Here is a 24,107-nt window from a genome sequence, read left to right as displayed (position 1 = left end):
TTATTATACGGTTCAAAGAAAATGAGGTGATGAAGATGGCAGGGTATAGCATTATAGCAGATATTAGCCAGTATATAGGTAGTTTGCTGAGGCAGCATTTATGTCCTATGTATATAGCCAATGAGGAAATGATTAAATTGATTTCACCAGTAGATAAAGATGCAGATTATCAATTAGGAATTTTTTGTATGATATACAAAGTGCAGATATGGGTTATATGGAAAGTAGGATAGTGGGACAAGCCTATAAAACAAAAGCACCACAGTCATTGAAACTTAAATATATGATTTATGTGAATCATAAAGCGCAGATAGCAGCTAAGGGAGAAGATGAACAGCGTATATTAGGCCTTGTAATGCAAAATTTATATGATCATGCAGTCATTGATATTTCTAAGATTCATCAATTTAGTGAAACGTTTGATGATACTAGCGCTTTACAAGTTATACATATGCCTTTAGAGGAAAAATCGAAAATATGGACAGGATTAGGAATCCCTATGCAGCTTAGTGTGTATTTAGAGGTATCACCTGTATTATTATCTTCTATGCAAAGAGAAGAGGTACAAAGAGTGGTTACAACTAAGTTTGCAGTAGAAGAAATGGGGCAATAAGATGGCAAATGTGATATGTGTCTTTAGATTAATTGATGATTTGACAGGTAAGGTGTTGAAAGGAAAAGACTTTGAGTTTCATATGACGCCTTGTGAAGGCATGATGATGAGCAAAGAGGATGGATATTTTGTATGGACGGGTAATTGGCAAGAAACACTTAAAGTAGTCATTTGCCATCCTAAGTATGTACCTTATGAGGCATCCATAGTATGTAAAGAGCTTGATAAAAGGAATCCAATCATACTATACGTTTAATGCCATATGGGGCGAGTTTAGCGCAAGCGTATAAGATTACTGGCAGTATTGAGGTGCCTTGTGAGAAAGTGTTATTAATACCTAGGCCTGAAAGAAGTCTGCTTAAATATAGTCAAGGTGGAGGAAACAAGGAAATACATATTAATCGTTTACTACCTATGCCGTTAGTAGGTTTTAATTTCATTATATGGGATGAACTCACGGCGCCTTTAGAAGTTTTTGAGATAGAAGAATATAGGATGCCCCATACATTTGTAATCAATAAATCTTTAGAAAAACAATATAAAGTCAATGCTGAAGTCATTAGAGTATATCAGGGCATGAGTGATGAAGAAGGAAAGTATACGATTTTATTAGATGATTTTTATGTATTTACAAGTTATTACATTATTTATAGAAGAGATGATCAGTTTATAATAAGCTTAGAAAGTAGGTGAGTCTATGGGACTTTGTGTATGCGGTGGTGCTATGTTGCAGTGTAGTTTTGGAAATGTACCTTCGAATTTAACAATATTACCACAAAATGGCGTTATGACAAGTATGCCACTAGCGAACATTATGGACAATATACCAATGACCAATATTTTGCCTTTTGGAATGTGTACGAGCTTAGCGAATCCCATAGTGGCTTCAGCTACGTCGGCGGCATTAGGAGTGTTGACACCTCAGCCGTGTATGCCGGTGATTACGGCCCCGTGGGCACCAGGTTCGCCTACGGTACTGATTAAAAATAAGCCGGCTTTAAACAATATTTCTAAGTTGATGTGTGCGTATGGTGGGGTCATTGCAATCAATAATCCAGGACAAAGTACCATTCAGATCAAATAAGTAAAATGAATTAATGAAAGTTATAGTATTTTATACTATTTCCTATATAAAGTTTGTACAAAAAATTTTCTCATGAAAGGGGGAATGGTTTGGCTTATTAAGCGCAAACCGTCAAGTATGCCAGAATATTTATCTCCGGGTGTATATGTTGAAGAATTTGATTCAGGATTAAAAGCTATGGAGGGCGTTAGCACAAGTACTGCAGGTTTTGTAGGTATGGCTGAAAGGGGCCCTGTAATAGGCGCACCAGAATTCATTACAAGTTTTGCTGATTATCAAAGAAAATTTGGTGGGTATTTATCAGCTAATGCGTATGAAGGAAATCGCTTCTTACCTTATGCAGTAGAGCACTTTTTCTTAAATGGAGGTTCACGCTGCTTTGTAATGCGTGTAGCCCCAGAAGATGCTATGCCAGCTCAAGGCGAAGACGCAGGAAAAATCTTAAGTTTTACAGCAGCCAATCCTGGTGCATGGGGCGATAAAATTAAAATCGCTATACGTAAATCAATGAAGGCAAAGACACAAATTATAGGTGCAGAGGGAAAACAATTTATCCTTAAATCTACAGCAGGATTTGTAGAAGGAGACATTGTTGTTTTCAATGATTTATCAGATGAAAAAGCAAAACCAATTTATAATAAAATTATTAAAATTGTAGACCGCATGGTAACTTTTGCAGAAGCATTTGATGAAAAAACAGTTGTAGATACAGACATTGTACCAACAACAGCTCTTACAACTTGCGATTTTGATTTAAGTGTGAGCTATGATAATGTTCAAGAACAATATGAAAAACTTTCACTTAATCCAAATGCTTCAAATTATATTGTGAAAAAAGTGGCTAAATCAAATCTTGTTCAAATCACAGTCAATTTAGTAGAAGATATCAAACATCCAGTAGATTTAATCTTTGGAGAAGAAACAGAAGGTGGTAAGATTACATTAGAAGGCGGTAGCGATGGCACAACGACAACGACAGATGCTTCTGTATTTATAGGCAGTGATAAAGGACCAGGTCAAAGAACAGGGATTGCTTCTTTTATTGAAAATAGCAATGTCAGCATTATGGCTGTACCAGGAATTGTAGATCCAGCCGTTCAACTTGCCCTTGTGGCACATTGTGAAAATTTAGGAAGCCGCTTTGCTGTATTAGATGTCCCTATGGATAAAGTAAAAGTTACAGATGTAGCAGCACATAGAGGCATTATGGATACTTCTTATGCAGCAATGTATCATCCTTGGATTGAAATGTATGATGCCTTAGATAAAAAGTCTAATTATATGCCACCATCAGGGGCAATGATGGGAATCTATGCAAGAAGTGATATGCAGCATGGTGTACATAAAGCGCCAGCAAATGAATCTGTAAGAGGATGTACAGGTTTAAGTTCACTTTATAATAAAGCTGAACAAGATATTTTAAACCCACAAGGTGTAAACCTTATTCGTAACATACCAGGCAAAGGCATTCAAGTATGGGGCGCTCGTACATGTAGCAGCGATGGCAACTGGAAATATGTTAACGTACGTAGATTATTCATTTATGTAGAAGAATCTATTAAAGCCAATACAAACTGGGCTGTTTTTGAACCAAATGATGAAGTCCTTTGGGCAAGAGTAGGTCGAACAATTGGTGCTTTCTTATCTACAATATGGCGAGATGGGGCATTAGCAGGTGCTACAGAAGATCAAGCCTACTTTGTGAATATTGGTAGGGATACAATGACCCAAGATGATATCTTAAATGGCCGTTTGATTTGTGTCATTGGTATTGCACCAGTAAGACCAGCTGAGTTTGTAATCTTTAGAATCACACAAAAGATGGAAGAGTAAAATAAAGGAGGAAAAACATAATGGCAGATTATCCTTTTAGAAAGTTTCGTTTTAAAGTAGACTGTGGCGGCATTAATGTAGCAGGATTTTCAGAAGTGAGTGCACCAGATGTAACAGTTGATGTAATTAAATATCGTGAAGGAGATTATCCAACCCCAGATTATATTAAACAACCAGGGCTTATTGAATATAGCAATATTACCCTTAAAAAAGGTGTTACAAGTTCACTTGCATTCTTCAATTGGATTAGTGATATTCGAAATGGTAAGATTGAAAGACATGATTTAACCATTAGTTTATTAGATGAAACAGGTACAAAAGAAGTGGCAGTTTGGACAGTAACTAATGCGTGGCCTTGTAAATATCGTTCAACAGATTTTAATGCGACATCTGGTACAGAAGTAGCAATTGAAGAAGTAGAACTTGCATGCGAGTCAGTTGTAAGAAAATCATAAAATAGGAATAGGTGAAGAATATGGAATTTAGAACTGAGTATGAATTTGAATTACCAAAAGGATATTTAGACAATCAAGGTGTATTACATAAAAAAGGAAGAATGCGCCTTGCAACAGCAGCAGATGAAATTTTACCTTTAAGAGATCCAGAAGTGCAACGTAATCCGGGGTATTTAACGATTATTTTACTATCAAGAGTTATTTTAAATATAGGCAGTATAAGTTTTATAACACCACAGGTTATTGAAAAATTATTTACAGCAGACCTTCAATATCTGCAAAATATGTATCAAGAAATTAATGGAGTAGAAGAACCTACAATGGTTGTAACATGTCCTGAATGTGGAAAAATTCATAAAGTACCTCTAAATTTTACTCAGGAGGGATAAAGGTTTATCCAACTGATGCACTTTACAAAGAAATGACCTTTATTGCCTACTATTTCCATTGGAGTCATCAAGAGGTCATGTCCCTAGAACATCGAGAGCGAAGACGGTATTGTGATGAAATTTCCGCTATTCATAAACAAAGGGATAAAGGACCTAAAAATCTATTTGATATTTAATGCTTATATAAAGGAGAGAATGCTATGGTTTATCCTTTAACTTCAGCTTGTTTTGATGTGTATATTAATAAACAAGGCTTAAGTTTTCAGCGTATTTCAAGTGTGGTACAAAGTGTAGAAACAGAAATCATTACAGAAGGCGGACTAGGACATGTACATATTTTGCCTGCGCCACCCAAACAAGTGAATACAATGACTTTTATTAAGGGTAGTGGTACTTTTAGAAATGAGGCATTTCCATTTCAAGTGGGCCAATATATAGAAACACCTATACAAATATTTGTATTTGAGCCCAATGGGGCTAGGAAGCTAAGAAAAGAATATTGTGTCTATGGTGCTTTTGTAACGAAGTGGTCATTGTCAGATTTAAATGCAGAAAGTAGTGATAAGCTGCTAGAAACATTTGAAATACAATACGAAAGGTTAGAGGAAATAGCAGTAAACCTGTAATTTATATAAAAGGGGTAATCATATGAAAAGAAGAAAAGGGTTAGGAGAAAATCAAAAAGCTATTAATCGAATAAGTCCAGTGTTTGCAAATAGCATATTTAAAAGGTATCTCATGAAGATGCAAAGTGGACACATGATGAATTTAGAGTATTTAATGCCTCAAGAAGAGATGCCCAAAACCCTTTTCAATTTTCATATGAAGCCTGTAATTCATATAAATAATATAAAAAATATCTTTATGTATCCTTCTGAAAATATAATGAGTTCTTTAGAAATATTACTTATACAGTATCAACGTGAATATATGGGGTTATTACAGAGTGATACAACGAGAAAAAAATATATCGCCCATTTAGAACAATTGGTGAGTCAGGAACAACTCCTAAAGATTAGAAAGCAAATGTATAAGGCAATAAGTCATCAAAAAACAGGATATAAAGAGGTAGATTATAAAGAGACAAATCATAAAGAAACAGATTATAAGGAGATAGATTATCCAGAAATAAGGTATCAAGAAATAGGTTACCAAGAGATAGCATCTAAGGAGAATGGTTATCAGCAGATAAAATATACGGCTACAGTACATCAAGTGTTAGACGATATAACAAGAAAAGTACAAGAAAATCTAGGCCAGAATATAGAAGAGTATTACAAATTGCATAGTGTACAAAGTAAAGAACAGCTTCAAGTAGAAATAACATATATGAGGTATTTAGAGAGGGCCATTAAACCAGAAATATTACTAAGCATAAGAAAAGAAATTGCCCTCAAAGAAGAAAGTCATAGGGCGTACATCAGGCATATTAATAAGCAAGATTTTAGACAGGCACTTCATAAAAGTATTAGTAAAGTATATAGTATAAATTTAGTTAAAAGAATGGCTAGGAAGGAAATACTTAAAAAAGATATCCTTATTAAAGAAGGGCTAAGTACTAAAGAAAGACTAAGTGAGCAGGTTAGAAAGAAGTACATTATAAAAGATACACAAACTTTAGAAGCAGGCAAAATAAAATATATTACCCGCTTAGAACAACTCGTAAGCCAAGAAGAACTATTAAAGATTCGGCAGAAAGTATATAAGCAAATAACTCACTCAGCAATAGGGCAAGAAGAGCAAAATAATCAAGAGATTACTTATAAAGATATAGCAAATCAAGAGGTCATTTATAGTGAAGCAGATTATGAAGCAATCGCACAGAAAGATATAGAGCATCAAGAAGTAATACATACACAGTTAGATAGTATAGCAAAGAAATTACAAGAAAACGTAAAGCAGGTTATAAAAAATCAGTATAACTTAGATAAAGTACAAAGCAAAAAATTCTCTGATGAAGAAGCTATATACATAAGACATCTAGAGCAAGTTAAGCTAGAACTAATAGAGTATATAAGAAAAGCGCTTATGCATGAAGAAAAAAGCCATAGCACTTACGCAAAACACATTTATAATAGTAATTTAAGTGAGTACATTAGGAAGAAATATCTTACTAAGATGGAAAAGCTTCTAAAAGTGACACAGCAAATGTATAAAGAGAATATGGATCAAGAAACAGTCCATGAAGTGTTAGTATATCAAACAACGAAGTTATCAAAAGATATCAGTCAGACAATAATAAATGATGATAGTATAAGAAAGCTACAAAGCGAAAGAAAAACTCAAGTAGAGAGGCTAAATGAAAGTATCATTAGGAAAAATAATATAGATTTAGTTCATAGAATAGCGCATAAAGAAATACGCAAAACGGATATGGTGATTAAAGAAGGGATGAGTGAGCAAGTTAGAAAGAAATACCTTATAAAAGGCACGCAAATCTTAGAAGCTAGGAAGATATTAAGAATAGAGGGTAATATACTAGATAGAAATAGTTATAGCCAGTTACAACGCAGTAACCAAATGCGGAAGAAATATATTGCCCGCTTAGAACAATTAGTGAGTTATGAAGAGCTTTTAAAAATTCAGCAGAAAATATATCAGTCAATAACCAATCAAGAAATAGGGCATAAGGAGAGAGGCAATCAGGAGATAACTTATAGAAATATAAATCATCAAGAAATAACCTATAAAGGTAGAGAAAATCAAGTAATTAGTCATAAAAAGACAGTGCATCAGGTAAACACTCATAAAAATATAACACATCAAGTAAGTAGCTATAAAAATGTAGAGTATCAAGCAATAAGCCGTAAGAATGTAGCGCATCAGGAAATGGTCCATCAAGAGATAGCAGTTTATGAAGAAGTCATCTATATGCAACATCTAGAGCAAGTCATAAGACCAGAGATATTATGGCATATAAGAAAAGAGATTGTCCATGCAGCAAAAAGATATACAGCCCAGATAAGTATTATGCAGAATCATACTTTAAGTGAACACATTAGGAGGAAATATCTCACCAAGATGGAAGAACAGGAGGAAAATACTTATAAAGAAGTAGTCCATCAAGAGTTAGCATATCAAATGGCTAATACTCAAGAAGCTGTAAATCAGATAATAAGAAATCATTATAGTTTGGAAGAAGCAAAAAATGAAAGGCAGACTCAAGAGAAGACATTAAATAAGCGCATCAGTAATAGGTATAGCACAGAACAAATCCGAAGAATGGCTAACAAAGAAATATTTAAAACAGATACGCTTATTAAAAAAGGATTAAGTGAGGAAGTTAGAAAGAAATATATTATAAAAGCACAACAAATCTTGGAAACTAGGAAGATATTAAACTTAGAGAGTAATATACAAGGGAAAAATAATTATAATCAAATACAACGCAATAGGCATATGAGAGGAAAGTATATTACTCGTTTAGAACAATTGGTAAGCCAAGAGGAGATGCTAAAAATTAAGCAGGAAATATATAAGCAGAAAGCTAATCAAGAAATAGTTTATGAAAAGATAAACGTTCAGGACATAAAACATCAAGAAATTGTATATCAACAGATAGAGGGTGTAACAATTAAGGTACAAGAAACTGTAGATCAGATTATCAAAAATCAGTATAACTTGCAGGAAGTATCAAGTAAGAAGTTAGGGCAAGAAGAAATAATTTATATGCAGCATTTAGAAAAGATTATAAAGCCAGAGATGTTACAGGCTATAAGAAAAGAGATTGTACAATTAGAGGAACAAAATAGAATACATACACAGCGCATGAATCATAGAAGTTTAAGTAAAAGTAAACTATATAACAAGCAACTAGTTCAAAAAATAGGTGAGCAGGAGCTGTTAGAAAGAGGAAACACAATTAAGGAACTATTAAGTGAGCAAGTGCGCAGGAAGTATCTTACCAAAGTGACACAAAATATAGACAGGCAGGAAGTGCTAAAGCAAAACATACAATATAGAAATATTGGAGAAACACTAAATGAAAATATCAGAAAGGTAAAAACAGAGAAAATTGAGTTTTTAGAGGAAGTTGCATTGCCATTGCAATATGAAGTAATTCAGCAGCCCCAAGCATCCAATAAAGTAGAAGCGCCCTCCTTACCAGATATTGAATTTACAGAAGTTAAAAAGCAGGTAGATGTTATAAAGGAGACAATGCCTATGAAAGTACAACTCCCTCAAATCAAAGCGGCACCACCTCTTGTAACTGAAAAAACAATTACACAAATTACAAATGAAGTTTATGAGCGTTTATCTAAGAAACTTAGATTAGAACAAATCAAGCGCGGCTTATAGAAAGGAGTTAGAATATGGGACTTGCTAAAGCTAGAATTTACAGTGTTGATGCATCAGACAAAGCAAAGTTAATTATTACAGTTCAATTTAATCCAGAAAGTTATAGTTTAACAAGAACGGTTAACTATAGAGGAAAAGGTGCTATTCAAAAGGGAACGTATGATGTCACACAGTTTGTTAACTGTAATGATTATACTTTTAATGTAGAGTTATTGTTTGATACTTCTACGGATCCTAAAAAAGAAGATGTACGTCGTAAGATTAAACCGCTTTTACAATGTGTTTACTTAAAAAATGAGAAAAATAGTGAGGGGAAAGTCATTAATTTGATAGAACCTAAAAAATTTAGATTTGCATGGGGAACATTTTGTTTCACAGGATTTATTGAGTCATTAAATGAAAACTATACCATGTTTCATAGTAATGGTATGCCAGCTAGGGCAAGGGTAACTATTTCAGCGACGGGGCAGGTAGGAGAAATAAAGTATGATGCTTCTAGTGAAGTAGAGGAGAAGAATATGACAAGTCACCTTATGAGTCAAAGTAAGGTAGGCAACCCTAGAAAAAATAGTTTATAAATCTAAAGGAGGAAGCTATGAAGAGTCTAATGACAGGGCAGACATCGTATAAGGCACTCATGCAAAAATATGCAGGATTTCAAATACCTAATGTGGTTATAAAAGTAGATGGGAAATCATTATCAGATGCAATGTTAGATAGTTTAGAAGAGTTAAATGTGTCTTTAACTTGCAAAAGTCACGAAATGAATGTAGCAGCCATTACCTTTAGTCCCTTAAAGCATGAGGCCATTGAAGACTATTTTACATTAGGTCAAAAAATCGAAATTGCAGTAGGATATGCCAAGACAGAAGTTGTTTTTACAGGCTATATTTATGAAAGTGAATTTAAAATCAGTGAAGAAGAAGGCTGGCTAGTGACCATTGTGTGTAAAGACTTAATGGGTATATTAGAGAATAAGCAAGATGATACCCATCATGTGGGCGGAAATCATATTAAGGAGATTCGAAAGATTTTAGAAGATAGTACATATAGGCAGTATGGTAAGCTTGCAGCTTCTCAAAATAAATACCTGAAGGAATTAGAAAACTTATATGCACCACTTGATAAAATGGGAGACTTTATCCAAACACATACGACAATGACCCATTTAGAGAAAATCAGATGGATAGCACAAAAACATCATTATGAATTTTTTGTAGTAGGTGATGAGGTGTATTTTAGACCAAGTTATTCAGATAGCAGCAGTCCTATTATGACTTTATCACCTAATGAAGGTCTGATGACACTTGTGGTAAGTCAATGCATTGGTAAACTTATAGCCAGTAGTGAGATAAGGGGCCAAGACGAAGAAACCTTTGAACCCATTGCAGGTAAGAAAAAGAGAAGTATTCATGCAAAAGTAACCAAAAATAAAGCTGCCGCGGCTACAGTGCTACATTATGATGAGGAAATTAGAAAAGAATCGGAAGCTAAAGAAATAAGTAGTGCAATCCTTGATCAAAATAGCTGGGAAGTGAAATCAGCCCAAGGACAGACCATAGGTATACCAGAGCTTGTACCTGGCAGGAAAGTTAAAATAGATGGTTTAGGAAAAGGGATGAATCAGGTGATTTACTTGCGTAGTGTAACCCATGAAATAAGTAAATCAATGGGTTATCATACTTACTTTGAAGGAGGGATTAAAATAGATGAATAATTTTGGAGAAATTATTTTTGATACAAGACAGCAGCGAGAAGGCATGCAAATGCCAGTAGGACTTACAATTGGTAAAGTCAATAAATTATATGATAAGAATCTTCCTGATAAAGTAGAAGTAGAAATCCCTATAGGTGGGCCTCAAAAAAACATGAGAGTGTGGGCTAAATTTATGAATACCATGGCCGGTACTAGTTGGGGAAACTATAATAGACCAGAAGTAGGAGACTATGTGATTATAGGTTTTTAGATGGGAATATTACAAAACCTATTGTATTAGGTGGAGTTTATCAAAGTAATTCCCAAATGATGAGTGAATGTGCTAATGAGAAAAATAGTATTAAGCGTTTTAAAACCAAACAAGGTGGCCAGCTAAGCTTTGAAACTGTAGATGACAAGGAAAAGGTGATTCTTCAAACGAAGAATCAAAGTCAAATCATTATAGATGAGGGGAAAGATGAGATTAGCATTATTGGATCTAGTGGCAAGAATTTAGTAACAGTAAATAGTGAAAATGGCAAGATTACAATAACTGCTGAAGAAGAGATTAATCTGCAAGCAGGTGAGGCTAAGGTAAATATGAAAAAAGATGGCAGTGTGGACATGACTTGTAAACAGCTTAATATAAAAAATAAGCCTAATATTAAAGTTGAGGCAAATACCTTAAAGGTAGAAGGGATGCAGGTACAGATGAAAGGTTCAACGGGCTTTAAGGCAGAATCAGGTGCAATGTTAGAAGTTAAAGGAAATGTGGTAAAAATTAATTAAAAGGAAGGTGACATAGTGACAGATTCATTTTTGGGTAAGGGTATGAAATTTCCACCTCAAATTGATCCGCTTACAGGGCTTTTTAAAACGGTTAGTGAAGAAGAAGCCATAAAGGATGCAATTTACATTATTTTAAAGACCAATAAGGGGGAACGCAAGATGCAGCCAGAGTTTGGCTGTGACCTTTTAAGTTATATTTATGAGGTGAATGATAGCACTATAGTTAATCTTTTAAAACTAGAAATTGTAAATGCCTTAAATCTTTGGGAGCCCCGCATTAAAGAAATAGATATAGAAATCCATACAGAAGAATTAGTAGCAGGTAAGGTTATCATTGAAATAAGCTATACGCTAAGACATACGAGCCGTAGAGATAATCTTGTATTCCCATATTATTTGCAGGGGAGGGAAGAAGATTTATGACAAAGTATCCATTTATTATAGAAATGACTAAGGAAGAAACCATTCAAAAAATATTAAATCTAGCTAAAGCCTATACACCAGAATGGCAGTTTAGAACGGAAAAACCAGATATTGGTTCGGTCATTGCACTGATTTATGCAGATTTATTGAAGGAAAGCAGTGAGGAAGTTAATAAATCTTTTATAAGGCATCATATAGGCCTTTTAAATTGCTTAGAGGTGACACCTAAAGTGGCAAAACCTGCCCAATGTTATGTCACATTTGAAGTTGTTCCTACTTTGAAAACAGGTGTGATGATTAAAAAAGGGACACCCCTTATAGGACATAATGAAGAAGGAGATGAAATTCCTTTTGTGACTTGTCATAGCATGTATGCAAGTAATGTCAAACCAACAGCACTTTTTATAACTTCTAAAAACCAAGATTATATTGGTAAACCTTATGACGCAGAAAGACCTCTTAATGCTTTAAACTTTAAGTTGTTTGAAAAAGATAAATCTAATTTGCAGACCCATAGATTTTATTTTAAGCATGATTATATATTAGATGGCATGCAAAGTGGGACATGCACTGTACAAATTCAAAGCGATGAGCCAAACATCCTAGAAAAGTTTTCAGCAGTGGAGTGGTATATACTTACCAAAAATAAATGGGAGAAAGTGTCAAGCATTATAGGTGACAAAGAAATTAAATTGCAATTTGGTGAAGGTCAAATTGAGAAGCAAGTTTTTAAAGACGAAGGAGGCTATTGGTTTGGGGCATTTATAAAAGATAAAATACCTGATATTTCTTTTAAAAGTTTAAGCTTAAGTACAAATAATTTAGAGTGCAGCGTAGAGACTATTTGCACCCAAGATAAAGTGTATGATTATCATGAAGTCATCTATCCTTTTGGACCTGATTTACAGCTTTATGGAGAATGCTATATACGTTGTGATGAAGCTTTTGCAAAGAAGGGAGCAGAGGTTAGCTTATCTTTTTTATTAGAATATGAAATAAACGAAAACAAAGGCTATGAGACTGAGGTAAAACCAATTTATAAACTGATTATGCGCAAACAAACGCCTAAACAAGAAGTCATCCCTGTAGAGATTAGGGCAGATGAAGTGGTATGGGAATATTTAAGTGAAAGAGGTTGGGCAAAATTAAATGTGGCATCTTGGTGTGGCACACTTTTTAATGGACAATTAGAAGGTGTACAAAACATATGGTTTAAATGTCCAGACGATATGCTATTAGGTGAAATAAATGCCTATGAAGGGCGCTGGATTCGCTTTCGTTTAATCTCTGCTGACAATCTTTATAAGTTACCAAGTAAGACTTATGTTCCTAAAATAAGTGGCGTTCGAATTGGCTATGTTTATGATGAGGCTGTAAGGCTTAAGGAAATATATATAGAAAATAATACACAGTGTCAAAGTGTTAAATTAGAGGAAGAGAAAAGTGTAACGGTATTTGAACCTTTTTATTATGAGGCGGCAAGTTTATTTATAGGATTTGATGAAATACCTGAAGTCTCTCCCATGTGCTTGTTTTTTGAAATAGAAAATAAAGCACCTTATGCTTTACCGGAGCTAAAGTTTGAATACAGTAGTTTAAAGAATGAACAAAGAAATTTTAAAATACTTAAAGTATCAGATGGGACTCATCATTTTAGTCAGTCAGGGAATATTATGATGGTGATTCCGGAAGATTTAAAAAAGGTAAACCTATTTAGTGAGGAGAAATATTGGCTCAGGATTAGTAATCCTGATGGAAAATATGAGATGGGTCAGTGGCTCATGCCTTGTATTAAAGGGATTTATCCTAATACGGTACGGATAATTAATAAAGTCCCTCAAAAAGCAGATTTTTATATTACAGAAACAGTAGGGCAAAAGAAGATTACTTTACAAGATGAAAATATTATTGCAGTAGAAGTGTATATTAATGAAAATCATACATCAGAAGCAGCTATAGAAGAAGTTATTTCAAACCCTAGATATATCACACAAATAGAAAAAGATATGAATGGGCATTTAAAATCACTTTGGGTGAAATGGGAGCAGGTAAATTGTGAAAGTGATTTAGTTGCTACACGAAGATGCTATTATTTTAACCCAGTAACTTATGAAATTGTTTTTCCAGAAAATGTGTTTGTGTATATACCAGTTAAGCTGAATTATGAAGCAATTAGAGTTTATTATAGTGTATGTGCAGGTACAAAGGGAAATGTGGCAAAGGAAGCCATTGATACATTAGGACAAAATATTTCTTATATTAATCGTGTGTATAATCCTATGGAAGCCTTCGGCAGCAGTGATTTTGAAAGTATGGAGGCAACTTTAAAACGTATGGCAAGGTATTTGATGCATCGGGACAAGATGGTGACAACGAAAGATTATGAAATGGTGGTACGTGATTATACTTCAGATATATGTAGGGTGAAGTGCTTAGTCCAAATCAATGATCAAGGGCATCAAGAAGAAAATGCCATGACAATTGTAGTGTTATTAAAGGAATATGCAAAAGGAAGCCATGTATTTTTAGGCTATAAAGACAATCTAGAAAAATATATTTTGGCACGTAGTAATTTAAATATAAGGGGTATTAAACTTTACTTAAGAGAACCCCTATTCATTAAATTATCAGTACGTATTTGGGTGACCACAAGAGATATGGAAAGTGCTTATGAATATCAAAACACAATTAAAGAAGCCATAGATCGTTTTATAAATCCTATTACAGGCCACTTTGATGGCAAGGGATGGGAGATTGGTGTATTACCACAAAAAAGGCAGTTAGAAGCACATTTAAGAGGTATGCATTTAGAATGTGAAATACATAATATGATTTTTACAATGTCTATTCTAAAAGAAGATAAATGGGTTCAAAGAGAAATTGAAGATTTAAAAAACGAAAGATTTTGCATTGCCATTAGTGGCACACATGAGATTAGTGTGAAGCTTATAGATGATGCAATAGATGAGGCAGGCACATTCTAAGAGGATGGAGGGATGTAGATGTTACCTGTATGGGAGGCTTATCATAAAAGTAACGAAGAATTGTTTGAAGAAAGTCGCAATAAAATACCGACCTTAACAAAAGAATGGACCAATTTCAATGCCCATGACCCAGGCATTACTTTATTACAAACTTTTGCATGGCTTTTTGAAATGCAAGGGCGTTATGCAGCTTACAGTGGTGAAGAACACCTTTTTAAATACTTGAAGCTTCTAGGATATACAAGGCAAAGGGAACAACCCTCTATAGGTAAAGTGACACTAAGGCATGTGACAAAAAATTTTATATTACCAAGAGGCATGAAATTTTATGCAGGTGAAACTGTCTTTGAGACAATTCGAACAGAGTATGTAGTAGCCAATCAGTTAGAATGTATTTTGAGAGATGAAAATCTGGAAGATATTACAGAAATGATTGCCTACTTAGATGGTGGGGCTGAAAAACTTTTTTCTCATACACCTAATAGTCATTTTTATTTAGGATTTAGTGAAAAGATAGATTTAAGTAAGGAGTTAAGGCTTTATTTTACTATTAATGAAGCTGAATATAAAAGAAATGATTTTAATAAAGAAATGTTTAATATGGGAGAACTTAAATGGGAGGCGTATACAGAGAAGGGATGGAAGGAAATTAAAGGGGTGAAAGACCAAACAAGGAGCTTTTTAAAGTCTGGTTATGTGTCACTGGAGGCACCTTTTCAAACGGCAGCTTGTTGTTTAAAAGAAGGTGAATCAGTAAGGCATTATTTAAGATGTACTTTAATTAAAAATGAATATGACCTATTGCCTTGTATAGATTATATTGGAATTAACTGCTTTCAAGTGGCGCAAAGAGATACAAAGGTTGTCAATGTCTATTTAAGTGGCACAGGAAAAGAAGGGCAGTGTTTTTTAATAAAACATTATTTAGCTTTACGAGGAGAAGTTGTTGTGCTAGTTAAAGAGGGGACAGATCTTTGGAGAGCGTGGGAAAATACTCCAGAGGAAAAGTGTTATGAAATAAGAGAAAAGGAAGGATTATTAAAAGAAATCGTTTTCTTTAAAGCACCACCAAAGGGCAAGAAAAATATTCGGTTAATTTGTTATGAGAAAAATTTTTATCCTAAAAGGCTGCTAGGTAATTTTGGGATGATGAGTCATCCGGCTTTTAAAATACCTTCTGAAATAGTGGATCGAAAAGTAATGGGATTAGATAGTGTCTTTATTAAGGAAGGGCAATTAATAGTCCAGCATTATCATCAAAAAAGAGATTTAAATATGGGTAAAGAGATGGACTGTATTTATAAAGTAAGCCGACAAGGACAAATTGTTTTTGGAGATAAAAGGCATGGCAAATTACCAGAGAATAAGGATGAGCAGCTGATGATAACGGGACTAGCAGAAACGAAAGGAAGCGGTGGAAATGTTAAAAGTGGTACAATTAATGGTATGTCAGTAGAAGACCAGCAGCTTTTAGGAGCTATAACGGTTATTAATTATGAAGATACAATAAGCGGTGTGGAGGAAGAGACTCAGGAAGAAGCATTGTATCATTTTCGTCAGAATTTTAAAGAAGAAAAAAGAATGATTACAGCCAGTGATTATGAAGCATATGTCTTTAAGACGCCAGGCCTACTTATTCACAAAGTCCGTGCCATTGAATCTAATCAGTTAAAAGAAGAGGAAGGGCATAAAGTTATAATCATTGTAAAGCCATATAGTGAAGAAAAGATGCCTAAGCTTTCAAGAATTTATGAGGAAGTCATTAGAGCTCATATGGAACAATACCGCATGATAGGCACGGAGATTAAGTTGGTATCCCCAACTTATGTAGGAATAGATGTAAATGGACTTATTTATAAAAAATCAGGTTATGAAAAAGCACTTTTAGAAGATAAGATTCATCATTATATAGAAAATGCCATAGATAGTTTAAAGACGGAAAGAAGATTTGGTGAAAGCATTAATATAGGCACATTATTTGGAAAGCTGGAAAGTTTAGAGGGCGTCGCTTATGTGGAACAAATCAGTCTAACGCCTAGTGGCACAGGTGCTAAGAAAAGTTTATCAGGAGATATTATTTTAGAACCTGATGTGCTTACTTATTTATGTCATTATCATATAGAAGTAAGAGGATAGAGGAGGGCTTATGTATAGTGTAGATCAAGAAATGAAATATTTTAATACAAGTCCTCATTTATTAAAAGAGGGCATAAGTCATAGTTTTTTAAACTCAGAAATAGGAACTTTAAATTTACAAAAAGCTAAGCAAAGAGGGTATTATTTCTTAAAGGCTATTGATAGTGAAATAGAAGGAATGACTTGGAATCGCCTTAAAATTAGTGATTTAGCTGAAGGTGAAGTTTTAAGGGAAATATATATTTTAGCCACCGATTCTCCTTTTGGAGAGTTAGCAGGTGAAATGGTAGATTATGAAGAAGTTTTACAAAGCACCACTAGGGAGCCTAAAGAAAAGATAAGCTTTTTAGTTTCAGAAGGTGCGAAGGTCTATAATAATCATCAAGATATATTACTTCACCATTTTGAGGGAAGATATTTATGGGTGGCCATAAGTTGTTATACATTAGCAGAGAAAGAATACATATTACAGGGATTAGAAGTTGAATATCCTATGCAAACTTTTGTAGATTATTTACCAGAGATTTATGCAGAAGGTGGGGAATTTTTAAGACGTTATATGGGAATTTTTCAGTCTCTTTATTTAGATATTGAACGAGAGATTGATCAGCTACCCAAATATCTAGATGCAGATACGGCTCCAGAGCGTTTTCTAAATGAGCTAGGCAAATGGGTAGGCCTTGATAATAGTAAGGGGATTTTTAATATAAATCAAATGCGCACCATTATTCCTAAAGCCACTCTCCTTAATAGTGGTAAAGGCACAAAGCGGACACTAGAACAAATGATTAGACTTTATACAGGGATAAAACCTGTTATTGTAGAGTATTTTGAATGGTCTAATCTGATAAAAGATGAGCGTATAAGGAAGATTTATAAAAAGTTATATGGCAGTACTTCAAGTCATTTCACGGTTATACTAGAAGTTGGGGAAAGTAATACTCCTATTAATCAGGAAAAGCTGCAAATTTTAATTGATCAGTATAAGCCAGCTATGACCCAGGCTCATTTGGTGATTTTACAAAAAGCACAACGTAGTGATTGGCATAGTTATTTAGGGGTTAATAGTTATTTAGCAGATTATAAGACAGCAAAACTAGATGGCATGCAGCTTACAGGAGAAATAATGCTACAGCTTAAATAAAACCTTGAAAAGTATATAATAATTATATCTGCTGATTTATAATAAAATAATAAAGAGGACGAGATGCGTCTATGCAAAAACAAGAAAAAATGATAGAAGCCAAGGTAATAAAGCCTGTAAATACAGCTTTGAAAGAGCAAACAGATATAAATACGAAAGATTATACAGCAGCTTATAAAACACAAAGAAATAGCACAAAAAAGCAAAATTTACGGCCTGCAGCTTATACGAACTTAGAATTAGTACAAAACAAAGCATCTATTCGCCAAGAAGCAAGAACATATATTAAAGCAGCTAAATCGAGTTATGATGACTTTAAAAATAGAGGACAAGGAGACAGCTGTGTAAGAAGTATATTATATGCTTCATGGCAATTAGGCATAGTATGTAAAAGAATTTTAAGGCAGGAAGTCACACCTAAGGTCATTTATGATTTTCAATATGCCAAACATTTATTTGAAGTGGCGAAGAAAATGAAAATGATAGATACATTAGAGCTACCACTAGAATATAGTACGAAGTTAGAAGCTTTACATAAGCGAGAAGAAGAGGAAGACTATGACTGGTATACATGGGACGATGAAGAGGATGAAAATGCGCAAGAGGGAGAATAAGATAAGGGGATGAGCAGATGCATAAGCTGTTACAAACACAAGAAGAACAATCCATAAAACAAGTACAAATGAAAAAAGGAGACTTTGAAAAAATATATCAAAGTCATCCAAGGGGACCATATATACAACGCAAATTAAGCAACAACCGCACAGGACTGCCAGATCAGCTAAAAGCTAGAGTAGAAGCCGCTTCAGGATTTTCAATGGATGATGTCAAGGTTCATTATAATTCAAGTAAACCAGCACAACTTCAGGCCCTTGCCTATACCCAAGGCACACAAATCTATGTAGGACCAGGCCAAGAAAAGCACTTAGGCCATGAAGCCTGGCATGTGGTCCAGCAAAAACAAGGCAGAGTAGCAGCTACCACAAACATAAATGGTGAAGCTGTAAATGATCAATCTAGCTTAGAAAAAGAAGCCGATGAATGGGAGCGGCAACGCTTAGTAGTCCAAGCTAAATCATATCATTGTGAAAGAAAGGCAAATTATAAAACAAGTAATATCATCCAAAGGTATGGCAAGAAATTCGTTGTAGCAAGGACAGAAAATCCTTTAAAGGGAGAAGCAAAAGCTGTACAAGATATGGTTATTAATACGTATTATAAGATGAAACTAGCACGAAAAAATAAAAGAGATGAATTAGACAGTAGAATTAAAGATAAACTAAGTAATGTAACAGAACAATTTAAGGCAGCAACAAATTTTATAAAGTCTTATTATAAAGAAGAATTAAAAAAAGAAATGGTAGGTAAAAAAAAAGAACAACTTAAAAATTATGTGGAAAATAAAATACCAGCAATAGCTCTAAAAGATAAAGAATATGTTGTTGCCCCAATAAGTAATGGAAAATCAAATATAATAGATTTAAGTGTTTTTAACCAAAACATAGATAATAAAATACCAAGTTTAAAGTTAGCAAATAAGATAAGAGAAAGAACAGTCGAAGGACTTGTTGAGGAGGCTATTAAGCAAAGTAAAGCCAATATTAAACACCAGATTAGTGATCCCATTGTAGAGAGCTATGAAGAAAAATATAAGGAATCTAAATTAAATTTTGAGGAATTTGAGAATAATTGTAGAGGGAACTTAACTAAAAATCAAGAAATAAGGTTTAAAGAAGAGACTAAAAATATGGAGGTAACTATAGAAGGGGGGAGTAAAAAAGAAACACCACCTAAAATAGCTAAGGCCTACTTTGATAATGCACGATTTAAAGAAAAGAGAAAAGAAAAGGGAATTTATATTAAAAAAGATATTAACGAAAACATTGATAAAAATAAATTGAAAGGAAGAAAAGAAAAAGCGTATCAAAAAGAATATGTTCAAGATGCAAGAGGAAATTATGTACCACGTTATGTATATCGGGCATTAAATCAGTTTGATAATCAAGAGGGTTCAGACGCTCAAAGTGACCTAAGCAAGTTAACAATTGATATTGATGGAAGAAAAGGTAAACAAGGAGAAAATTGGAAGGAGGTAGCGGAAGGAATTTCGATTGATAGTAAAAAAAGTGAAGAGAGAGCGGATGTAAATAAACAAATTTTAGCACATCAAAGAAGTAAAGAAGCCCAAGGGGGAAGTCCATTTATTTCATTTACAACTACTAAACGTCCAATATTTGGTTCTACAGGGAGCTTCTTTAAATCTAAATATGGAGTTGTTAAAATTGATTTAGCAGAGATAGATTCATCTAAGTTTTTGGATACACATGCGCAAAAATCTATGACAGAGCTATATGGAAAAGATATTTTGGATAAAGAAATGACTTTTAATCCAAATGCAACAGAAGAAGAGCAGCAGGAATATGAGAAGTATGCTGCTGCTAGAGATGCAATGCGTACAAGAGAAATTGTAATAGCAGAAGCTATTCCTGAGAAAGCCATTAAGGAGCTTTGGATGGATTAGTTTATAAAAGTCTTAATAAGGCATCATGCGATTATTTTTCTCATATTCATATTTAATGCTTTCAAGTAAATCTTCCATTGTAACAGCTCGGTTTTCGCTGCTTGCTAAAAAAGCTGCATAAAGAACGATGGATTTAATTACACTAGGACTTAAATCATATTTTTCACCAAGTAAATCAAAATCAATATTAGCACTAATAGGCGCTGTGGCAGGAAAAGCTTTTTGCCATAGTGCTTTTCTTGTGTCTGCATTTGGAAGGTTAAAGCGCACCATAAAGTTAATACGGCGTTTAAAGGCTTCATCGAAGTTTTGAACAAGATTAGTGGCCATAATGACAATGCCATTATAAAGTTCCATTTTTTGCAGTAAATAAGAGACTTCTATATTGGCATATTTATCGTTAGAAGAACTGATTTCTGTACGCTTTGCAAATAAAGAGTCAGCTTCATCAAAAAAGAGGACATAGTTATTTTGAGCAGCACACATAAAGATTTCATCCAGACGCTTTTCTGTTTCACCAATATATTTATCTACTACTCTAGAAAGGTCTACCTTAAGTAAAGCAAGTCCCCAAGCATTGGCAAGTACAGAGGCGCACATGGTTTTACCTGTACCTGGTGCCCCGTAAAAGAGAATATTTAAGCCCCTGCCATAGGCGTAATTTTGTCCATAGCCCCATTCTTCAAAGACTGTATAGCGGTAAGTTACATAATTACAGATTTGGTGTAATGTTTTTAAAGTCGGTGCATCTAAAATTAAATCGTCAAAGGTATAAGGATGCTGGATTAAAGTGGCATTACCTTGAATCTGATTAGCATTCAGAATACTTTGTATGATATGGTGTTCTTGAATTTTAGGATGAATTTCAGCAGAATCTACAATTGCAGAATCTCCAATTGTAGAAATAATAGCTTCATAAGCAGCAAGGCATTCACTATTTTTTAAAATAGTTTCTAATTTGCCAATGACAAGATTATATTTGCTGGCATAAAGTTTAGGGTCAATTGTAAGATTATATTGCTCTTTCATAAATGTCCACATCATAATTTTTTCATGTAAAGTAGGAAGCCCTAATGGAATATGTAAGTAGTGATAATTTGTGACTTCAAAAGGTTTAGGAGTCGGCGCATCAAAGCAAAGAAAAACGACTTTGCAAATAGAGCTAAGAATATTAAGCATTTTTTCATAAATTGCAGGAGCTTCTTTGATTTCACAATGTGTAAGACAAAGGAGGCTATTACTCATAAGGAGCTTAAAGCATAAATTTTTAATATAAATAGGAGGAAGGTCTGTAGCTTGAAGTTTAGAAAGGTCTAAAAAAAGACAATTTACATGATGCATAGCGCAGACTTGCTTAAGCACAGTTTGCTTGCCAAGTCCTTTGAGTCCTTCTAGGCCAATAGCTTGTTTCGTGGAAGATTCAAAAATATATGTAAGATGTTGTACTAACTTTTGTGTAACTTCTTTATGAAGAGGGGCGAGATTAAGTGGCGTACTAGCTAAAAAGTGGGTGCTATAATCATCTGTAATTGTTAAGTTACCAGTTAAATAAAGCATGACATTTTTGTGGAGACAAAGAGATTGGCGCATAAGGGTAGTAGTGTTTTCTTCATAATGTAATAAATATTGTAAAGACGATGTAGTTAAATCAGCACTAGCAAAGATTTCATCTTCTATAGGTTCTGTTAAACCATAAAGACACATGGCAAGATGAAAACTAGGATGAGCATTGCCACAGAGAGTGGTATAAGTTAGGCAGAGATTTTCATCCAGTTCTGTACTGAGGGCTAAAGTAATACAGAGATATTCAAAGAAAGATAGGTTGAAAGTATCTTTAAGTACAATAAGGGGTAAATAAGTATTAGTACTTGCGGTTTCACGAGAAATAATGTATTGCCAAGCCTCACTTAAAAGTCTAGTAAATTCATGAGTTGCATCAGGTGATTTAGCAAATTCATCATAAATTTTAAGATAAAGATGTGTGAGCGAAAGCATATCTTGTAAATGTGAAATAGGTGCTGTATAACTTGTATGTTGAAGATTTGAATCGAAGTAAGTATCTAATGAAAGCATTAATAACATCTCCTTATAAAATAAATTCTAGCATGCATATATTCTATCATAGCATAATTTGCAGTATGACAAAGCATAAGGTGATAAATGAAGTAGAAAATAATATAAAAAAGTATAACCCTGAAATGCATTGTCCTAAGTTAAGATAATTTGTTTCAAGGTTATACTTTATTATTTAAGGGAAGCATATTCTTCAGGCGTATTAATATTACTTAAAATCACCTCAGAAAATGGTGTTTGGGTAATAGGTAAAATAACTGCATCTGATATTTTAAGCAACTTACCTAGACGATAGTGTTCATTTTGGATAAGTTCTTCTATATAAGGCAAAAGCTTTTTTGAATAAATACCGCCAAGGGGAGAAAACTTACCTTCTAAGTTACTTAAGACAAGGACAGCAGGCTGTGGATTTAAGCTTTTCATGTGAGTATACATATAGCGTGCAAATTCAGCGCTCATAAAGGGCATATCGCAAGCGGTGATAAAGAGATTGTCGCAGTCTAAATTTTTGAGGGCACTGTAAATACCACCCATAGGGCCGATACCTTTCACTTCATCAACAATCATAGGATAGTCTAAGTCTTTAAATTTCTCCCTATCATTAACTGAAAGTACCACAGGGGAGAAGGTAGACATTTCTTTTATAATATGATTTAAAAAACTTTCCCCATGAAAATCAAGGAAGGCCTTATGTTTGCCATGCATACGTTTGTTTTTTCCTCCCATTAAGATAAGGGTCATAATATCATTTTTCATCCATAAAATTCCTTTCACATGCAATAAAATAGTAGCGTACTACTATTTAAGTAGGATAAACCATAATTCAATAAATTTAAGACTAAGTTTTTCAAGCAACAATAAGTTGTTCTAAATAACCTTCTATTTTAGAATAGGTGGTTTGGCTTAAACGTTTTTCATGCAAAGCCAACTTTCCTATTCTTTGAACTAAGTTAGAAAACGTCTCGTAAGTATGTAGTGTGATTTTTTTAGTGTATAGAATTGAGATAAGTCTACAAGCAGTAATGTATAAAATCTTTGCATACTGACGCCTCTCCCATGACTATTAAGTATGCTTTGATCTACACTATCATAAAGTGGCATTGTAAGTAATGCTCCTAGAAGTTTACCATAAAGAATTGCTTCTACATATTTAGTTTTACCTACATGCATTTTATCTAGGGAAAGGGTACTTTTTACAACCTTAAAAAGTAGTTCTATTTGCCATCTTATACGATAAAGTTCTGTAATAATAGATGTATTAAGGGTTTCTTTGCTGATGTTAGTAATCATAAGATTCCAATGTAAAAGCTGACGATTATGTGAGTCGATATCTTCACCATTATTTTGGAGGATTGCCTTTTTAATACGTTTAGTCGCAATCTCATTAGAAAGCTTATTGCCTACTAAACGAACTTTTAACTTATTACAACTTTCTGTACCAATATAAACTTGTTGATCAATAGAATCACTGTCTTGACTAAGGAATTCCTTTAAATCTAGTTTTTCATAGATAGCATACGTTTCTGAAACTGCTTTATAGAGCTTTAAATTTATCTTGATGCGACTAATAAAAAAATTTTCTTGTAATTTACAAAGAAAAACTGTATCAAAATAACCTAAATCAGCTAAAAATAATTCATTTTCAGTAAGTTTACTAAGAATTATAGA

Annotated in this window: 24 protein-coding genes; 21 read left to right on the top strand and 3 right to left on the bottom strand. The window is 33.8% G+C overall.

Going from position 1 to position 24,107, the window contains the following annotated elements; translation table 11 throughout:
- The first annotated feature begins 35 nt into the window (after positions 1–35).
- From JCM14822_RS07570 to JCM14822_RS19235, 21 genes are all read left to right on the top strand, one after another.
- Complete coding sequence (locus tag JCM14822_RS07570; RefSeq protein ID WP_054741127.1) at positions 36–233, top strand: hypothetical protein; 198 nt, start codon at positions 36–38, stop codon at positions 231–233.
- Positions 218–613, top strand: a complete 396-nt coding sequence (locus tag JCM14822_RS07565; protein WP_172674788.1) for a Pvc16 family protein — start codon at positions 218–220, stop codon at positions 611–613. Before JCM14822_RS07570 ends, JCM14822_RS07565 begins: the two co-directional genes overlap by 16 nt.
- A 1-nt stretch (position 614) precedes the next feature.
- Positions 615–869 carry a hypothetical protein gene (locus tag JCM14822_RS07560; RefSeq protein WP_054741123.1) on the top strand — a complete coding sequence of 85 codons (255 nt, stop codon included), beginning with the start codon at positions 615–617 and terminating at the stop codon, positions 867–869.
- 53 nt (positions 870–922) lie between these two features.
- Positions 923–1,306, top strand: coding sequence for a hypothetical protein (locus tag JCM14822_RS07555; RefSeq protein WP_172674787.1), 384 nt, complete (start codon positions 923–925; stop codon positions 1,304–1,306).
- Between the two features lie 4 nt (positions 1,307–1,310).
- Positions 1,311–1,697, top strand: a complete 387-nt coding sequence (locus JCM14822_RS07550; protein WP_054741119.1) for a DUF4280 domain-containing protein — start codon at positions 1,311–1,313, stop codon at positions 1,695–1,697.
- Positions 1,698–1,781: 84 nt separating this feature from the next.
- A complete protein-coding gene (locus JCM14822_RS07545; protein WP_306307311.1) occupies positions 1,782–3,530 on the top strand; it encodes a phage tail sheath family protein in 1,749 nt (582 codons plus the stop codon).
- A 20-nt stretch (positions 3,531–3,550) separates the two neighbouring features.
- Positions 3,551–3,985 (top strand): phage tail protein, encoded by a 435-nt coding sequence (locus tag JCM14822_RS07540; protein WP_054741117.1) that lies wholly within the window; start codon positions 3,551–3,553, stop codon positions 3,983–3,985.
- Positions 3,986–4,005: 20 nt separating this feature from the next.
- Positions 4,006–4,374, top strand: coding sequence for a hypothetical protein (locus JCM14822_RS07535; RefSeq protein ID WP_054741115.1), 369 nt, complete (start codon positions 4,006–4,008; stop codon positions 4,372–4,374).
- 32 nt (positions 4,375–4,406) lie between these two features.
- Positions 4,407–4,550 (top strand): DUF6760 family protein, encoded by a 144-nt coding sequence (locus JCM14822_RS24910; RefSeq protein ID WP_308417181.1) that lies wholly within the window; start codon positions 4,407–4,409, stop codon positions 4,548–4,550.
- 24 nt (positions 4,551–4,574) lie between these two features.
- Entirely contained in the window at positions 4,575–5,000 is a 426-nt protein-coding gene (locus JCM14822_RS07530; protein ID WP_054741113.1) for a phage tail protein, read from the top strand.
- A gap of 22 nt (positions 5,001–5,022) precedes the next feature.
- A complete protein-coding gene (locus tag JCM14822_RS07525) occupies positions 5,023–8,673 on the top strand; it encodes a hypothetical protein (RefSeq protein WP_054741111.1) in 3,651 nt (1,216 codons plus the stop codon).
- Positions 8,674–8,687: 14 nt separating this feature from the next.
- Complete coding sequence (locus JCM14822_RS07520) at positions 8,688–9,251, top strand: CIS tube protein (RefSeq protein ID WP_054741109.1); 564 nt, start codon at positions 8,688–8,690, stop codon at positions 9,249–9,251.
- A 17-nt stretch (positions 9,252–9,268) separates the two neighbouring features.
- Complete coding sequence (locus tag JCM14822_RS07515; RefSeq protein WP_054741108.1) at positions 9,269–10,390, top strand: phage late control D family protein; 1,122 nt, start codon at positions 9,269–9,271, stop codon at positions 10,388–10,390.
- Complete coding sequence (locus tag JCM14822_RS07510; protein WP_054741106.1) at positions 10,383–10,640, top strand: phage baseplate assembly protein V; 258 nt, start codon at positions 10,383–10,385, stop codon at positions 10,638–10,640. The genes JCM14822_RS07515 and JCM14822_RS07510 overlap by 8 nt, the downstream gene beginning before the upstream one ends.
- A 56-nt stretch (positions 10,641–10,696) precedes the next feature.
- Complete coding sequence (locus tag JCM14822_RS07505) at positions 10,697–11,158, top strand: hypothetical protein (RefSeq protein WP_054741104.1); 462 nt, start codon at positions 10,697–10,699, stop codon at positions 11,156–11,158.
- Positions 11,159–11,173: 15 nt separating this feature from the next.
- Positions 11,174–11,581: a GPW/gp25 family protein gene (locus JCM14822_RS07500; RefSeq protein WP_054741102.1), complete on the top strand. Its 408-nt coding sequence runs from the start codon at positions 11,174–11,176 to the stop codon at positions 11,579–11,581.
- Positions 11,578–14,565 carry a baseplate J/gp47 family protein gene (locus tag JCM14822_RS07495; protein WP_054741100.1) on the top strand — a complete coding sequence of 996 codons (2,988 nt, stop codon included), beginning with the start codon at positions 11,578–11,580 and terminating at the stop codon, positions 14,563–14,565. Before JCM14822_RS07500 ends, JCM14822_RS07495 begins: the two co-directional genes overlap by 4 nt.
- A gap of 18 nt (positions 14,566–14,583) precedes the next feature.
- Positions 14,584–16,701 carry a baseplate J/gp47 family protein gene (locus JCM14822_RS07490; protein ID WP_054741098.1) on the top strand — a complete coding sequence of 706 codons (2,118 nt, stop codon included), beginning with the start codon at positions 14,584–14,586 and terminating at the stop codon, positions 16,699–16,701.
- A 10-nt stretch (positions 16,702–16,711) separates the two neighbouring features.
- The gene (locus JCM14822_RS07485) at positions 16,712–17,845 is read left to right on the top strand and encodes a phage tail protein (protein ID WP_054741096.1); all 1,134 of its coding nucleotides are present in this window, start codon (positions 16,712–16,714) and stop codon (positions 17,843–17,845) included.
- A gap of 71 nt (positions 17,846–17,916) precedes the next feature.
- Positions 17,917–18,459, top strand: coding sequence for a hypothetical protein (locus JCM14822_RS07480; protein WP_054741093.1), 543 nt, complete (start codon positions 17,917–17,919; stop codon positions 18,457–18,459).
- A 17-nt stretch (positions 18,460–18,476) separates the two neighbouring features.
- Positions 18,477–20,366 (top strand): eCIS core domain-containing protein, encoded by a 1,890-nt coding sequence (locus tag JCM14822_RS19235; RefSeq protein WP_242861438.1) that lies wholly within the window; start codon positions 18,477–18,479, stop codon positions 20,364–20,366.
- A gap of 12 nt (positions 20,367–20,378) precedes the next feature.
- Here the strand turns inward: JCM14822_RS19235 and JCM14822_RS07470 are convergent, their stop codons facing one another.
- From JCM14822_RS07470 to JCM14822_RS07460, 3 genes are all read right to left on the bottom strand, one after another.
- On the bottom strand, positions 20,379–22,439 hold the full coding sequence (locus tag JCM14822_RS07470; protein WP_054741091.1) for an ATP-binding protein: 2,061 nt from the start codon (positions 22,437–22,439) through the stop codon (positions 20,379–20,381).
- Between the two features lie 171 nt (positions 22,440–22,610).
- Positions 22,611–23,195 carry a molybdenum cofactor guanylyltransferase gene (gene mobA, locus JCM14822_RS07465; RefSeq protein WP_054741089.1) on the bottom strand — a complete coding sequence of 195 codons (585 nt, stop codon included), beginning with the start codon at positions 23,193–23,195 and terminating at the stop codon, positions 22,611–22,613.
- Positions 23,196–23,384: 189 nt separating this feature from the next.
- A partial coding sequence (locus JCM14822_RS07460; RefSeq protein WP_157047673.1) for a transposase occupies positions 23,385–24,107 on the bottom strand: 723 nt, incomplete at its 5' end.

Origin of the sequence: Cellulosilyticum ruminicola JCM 14822, from assembly GCF_001311925.1 — a bacterium.
Classification (GTDB): domain Bacteria; phylum Bacillota; class Clostridia; order Lachnospirales; family Cellulosilyticaceae; genus Cellulosilyticum; species Cellulosilyticum ruminicola.
This window is presented reverse-complemented; position numbering and strand designations above follow the sequence as displayed.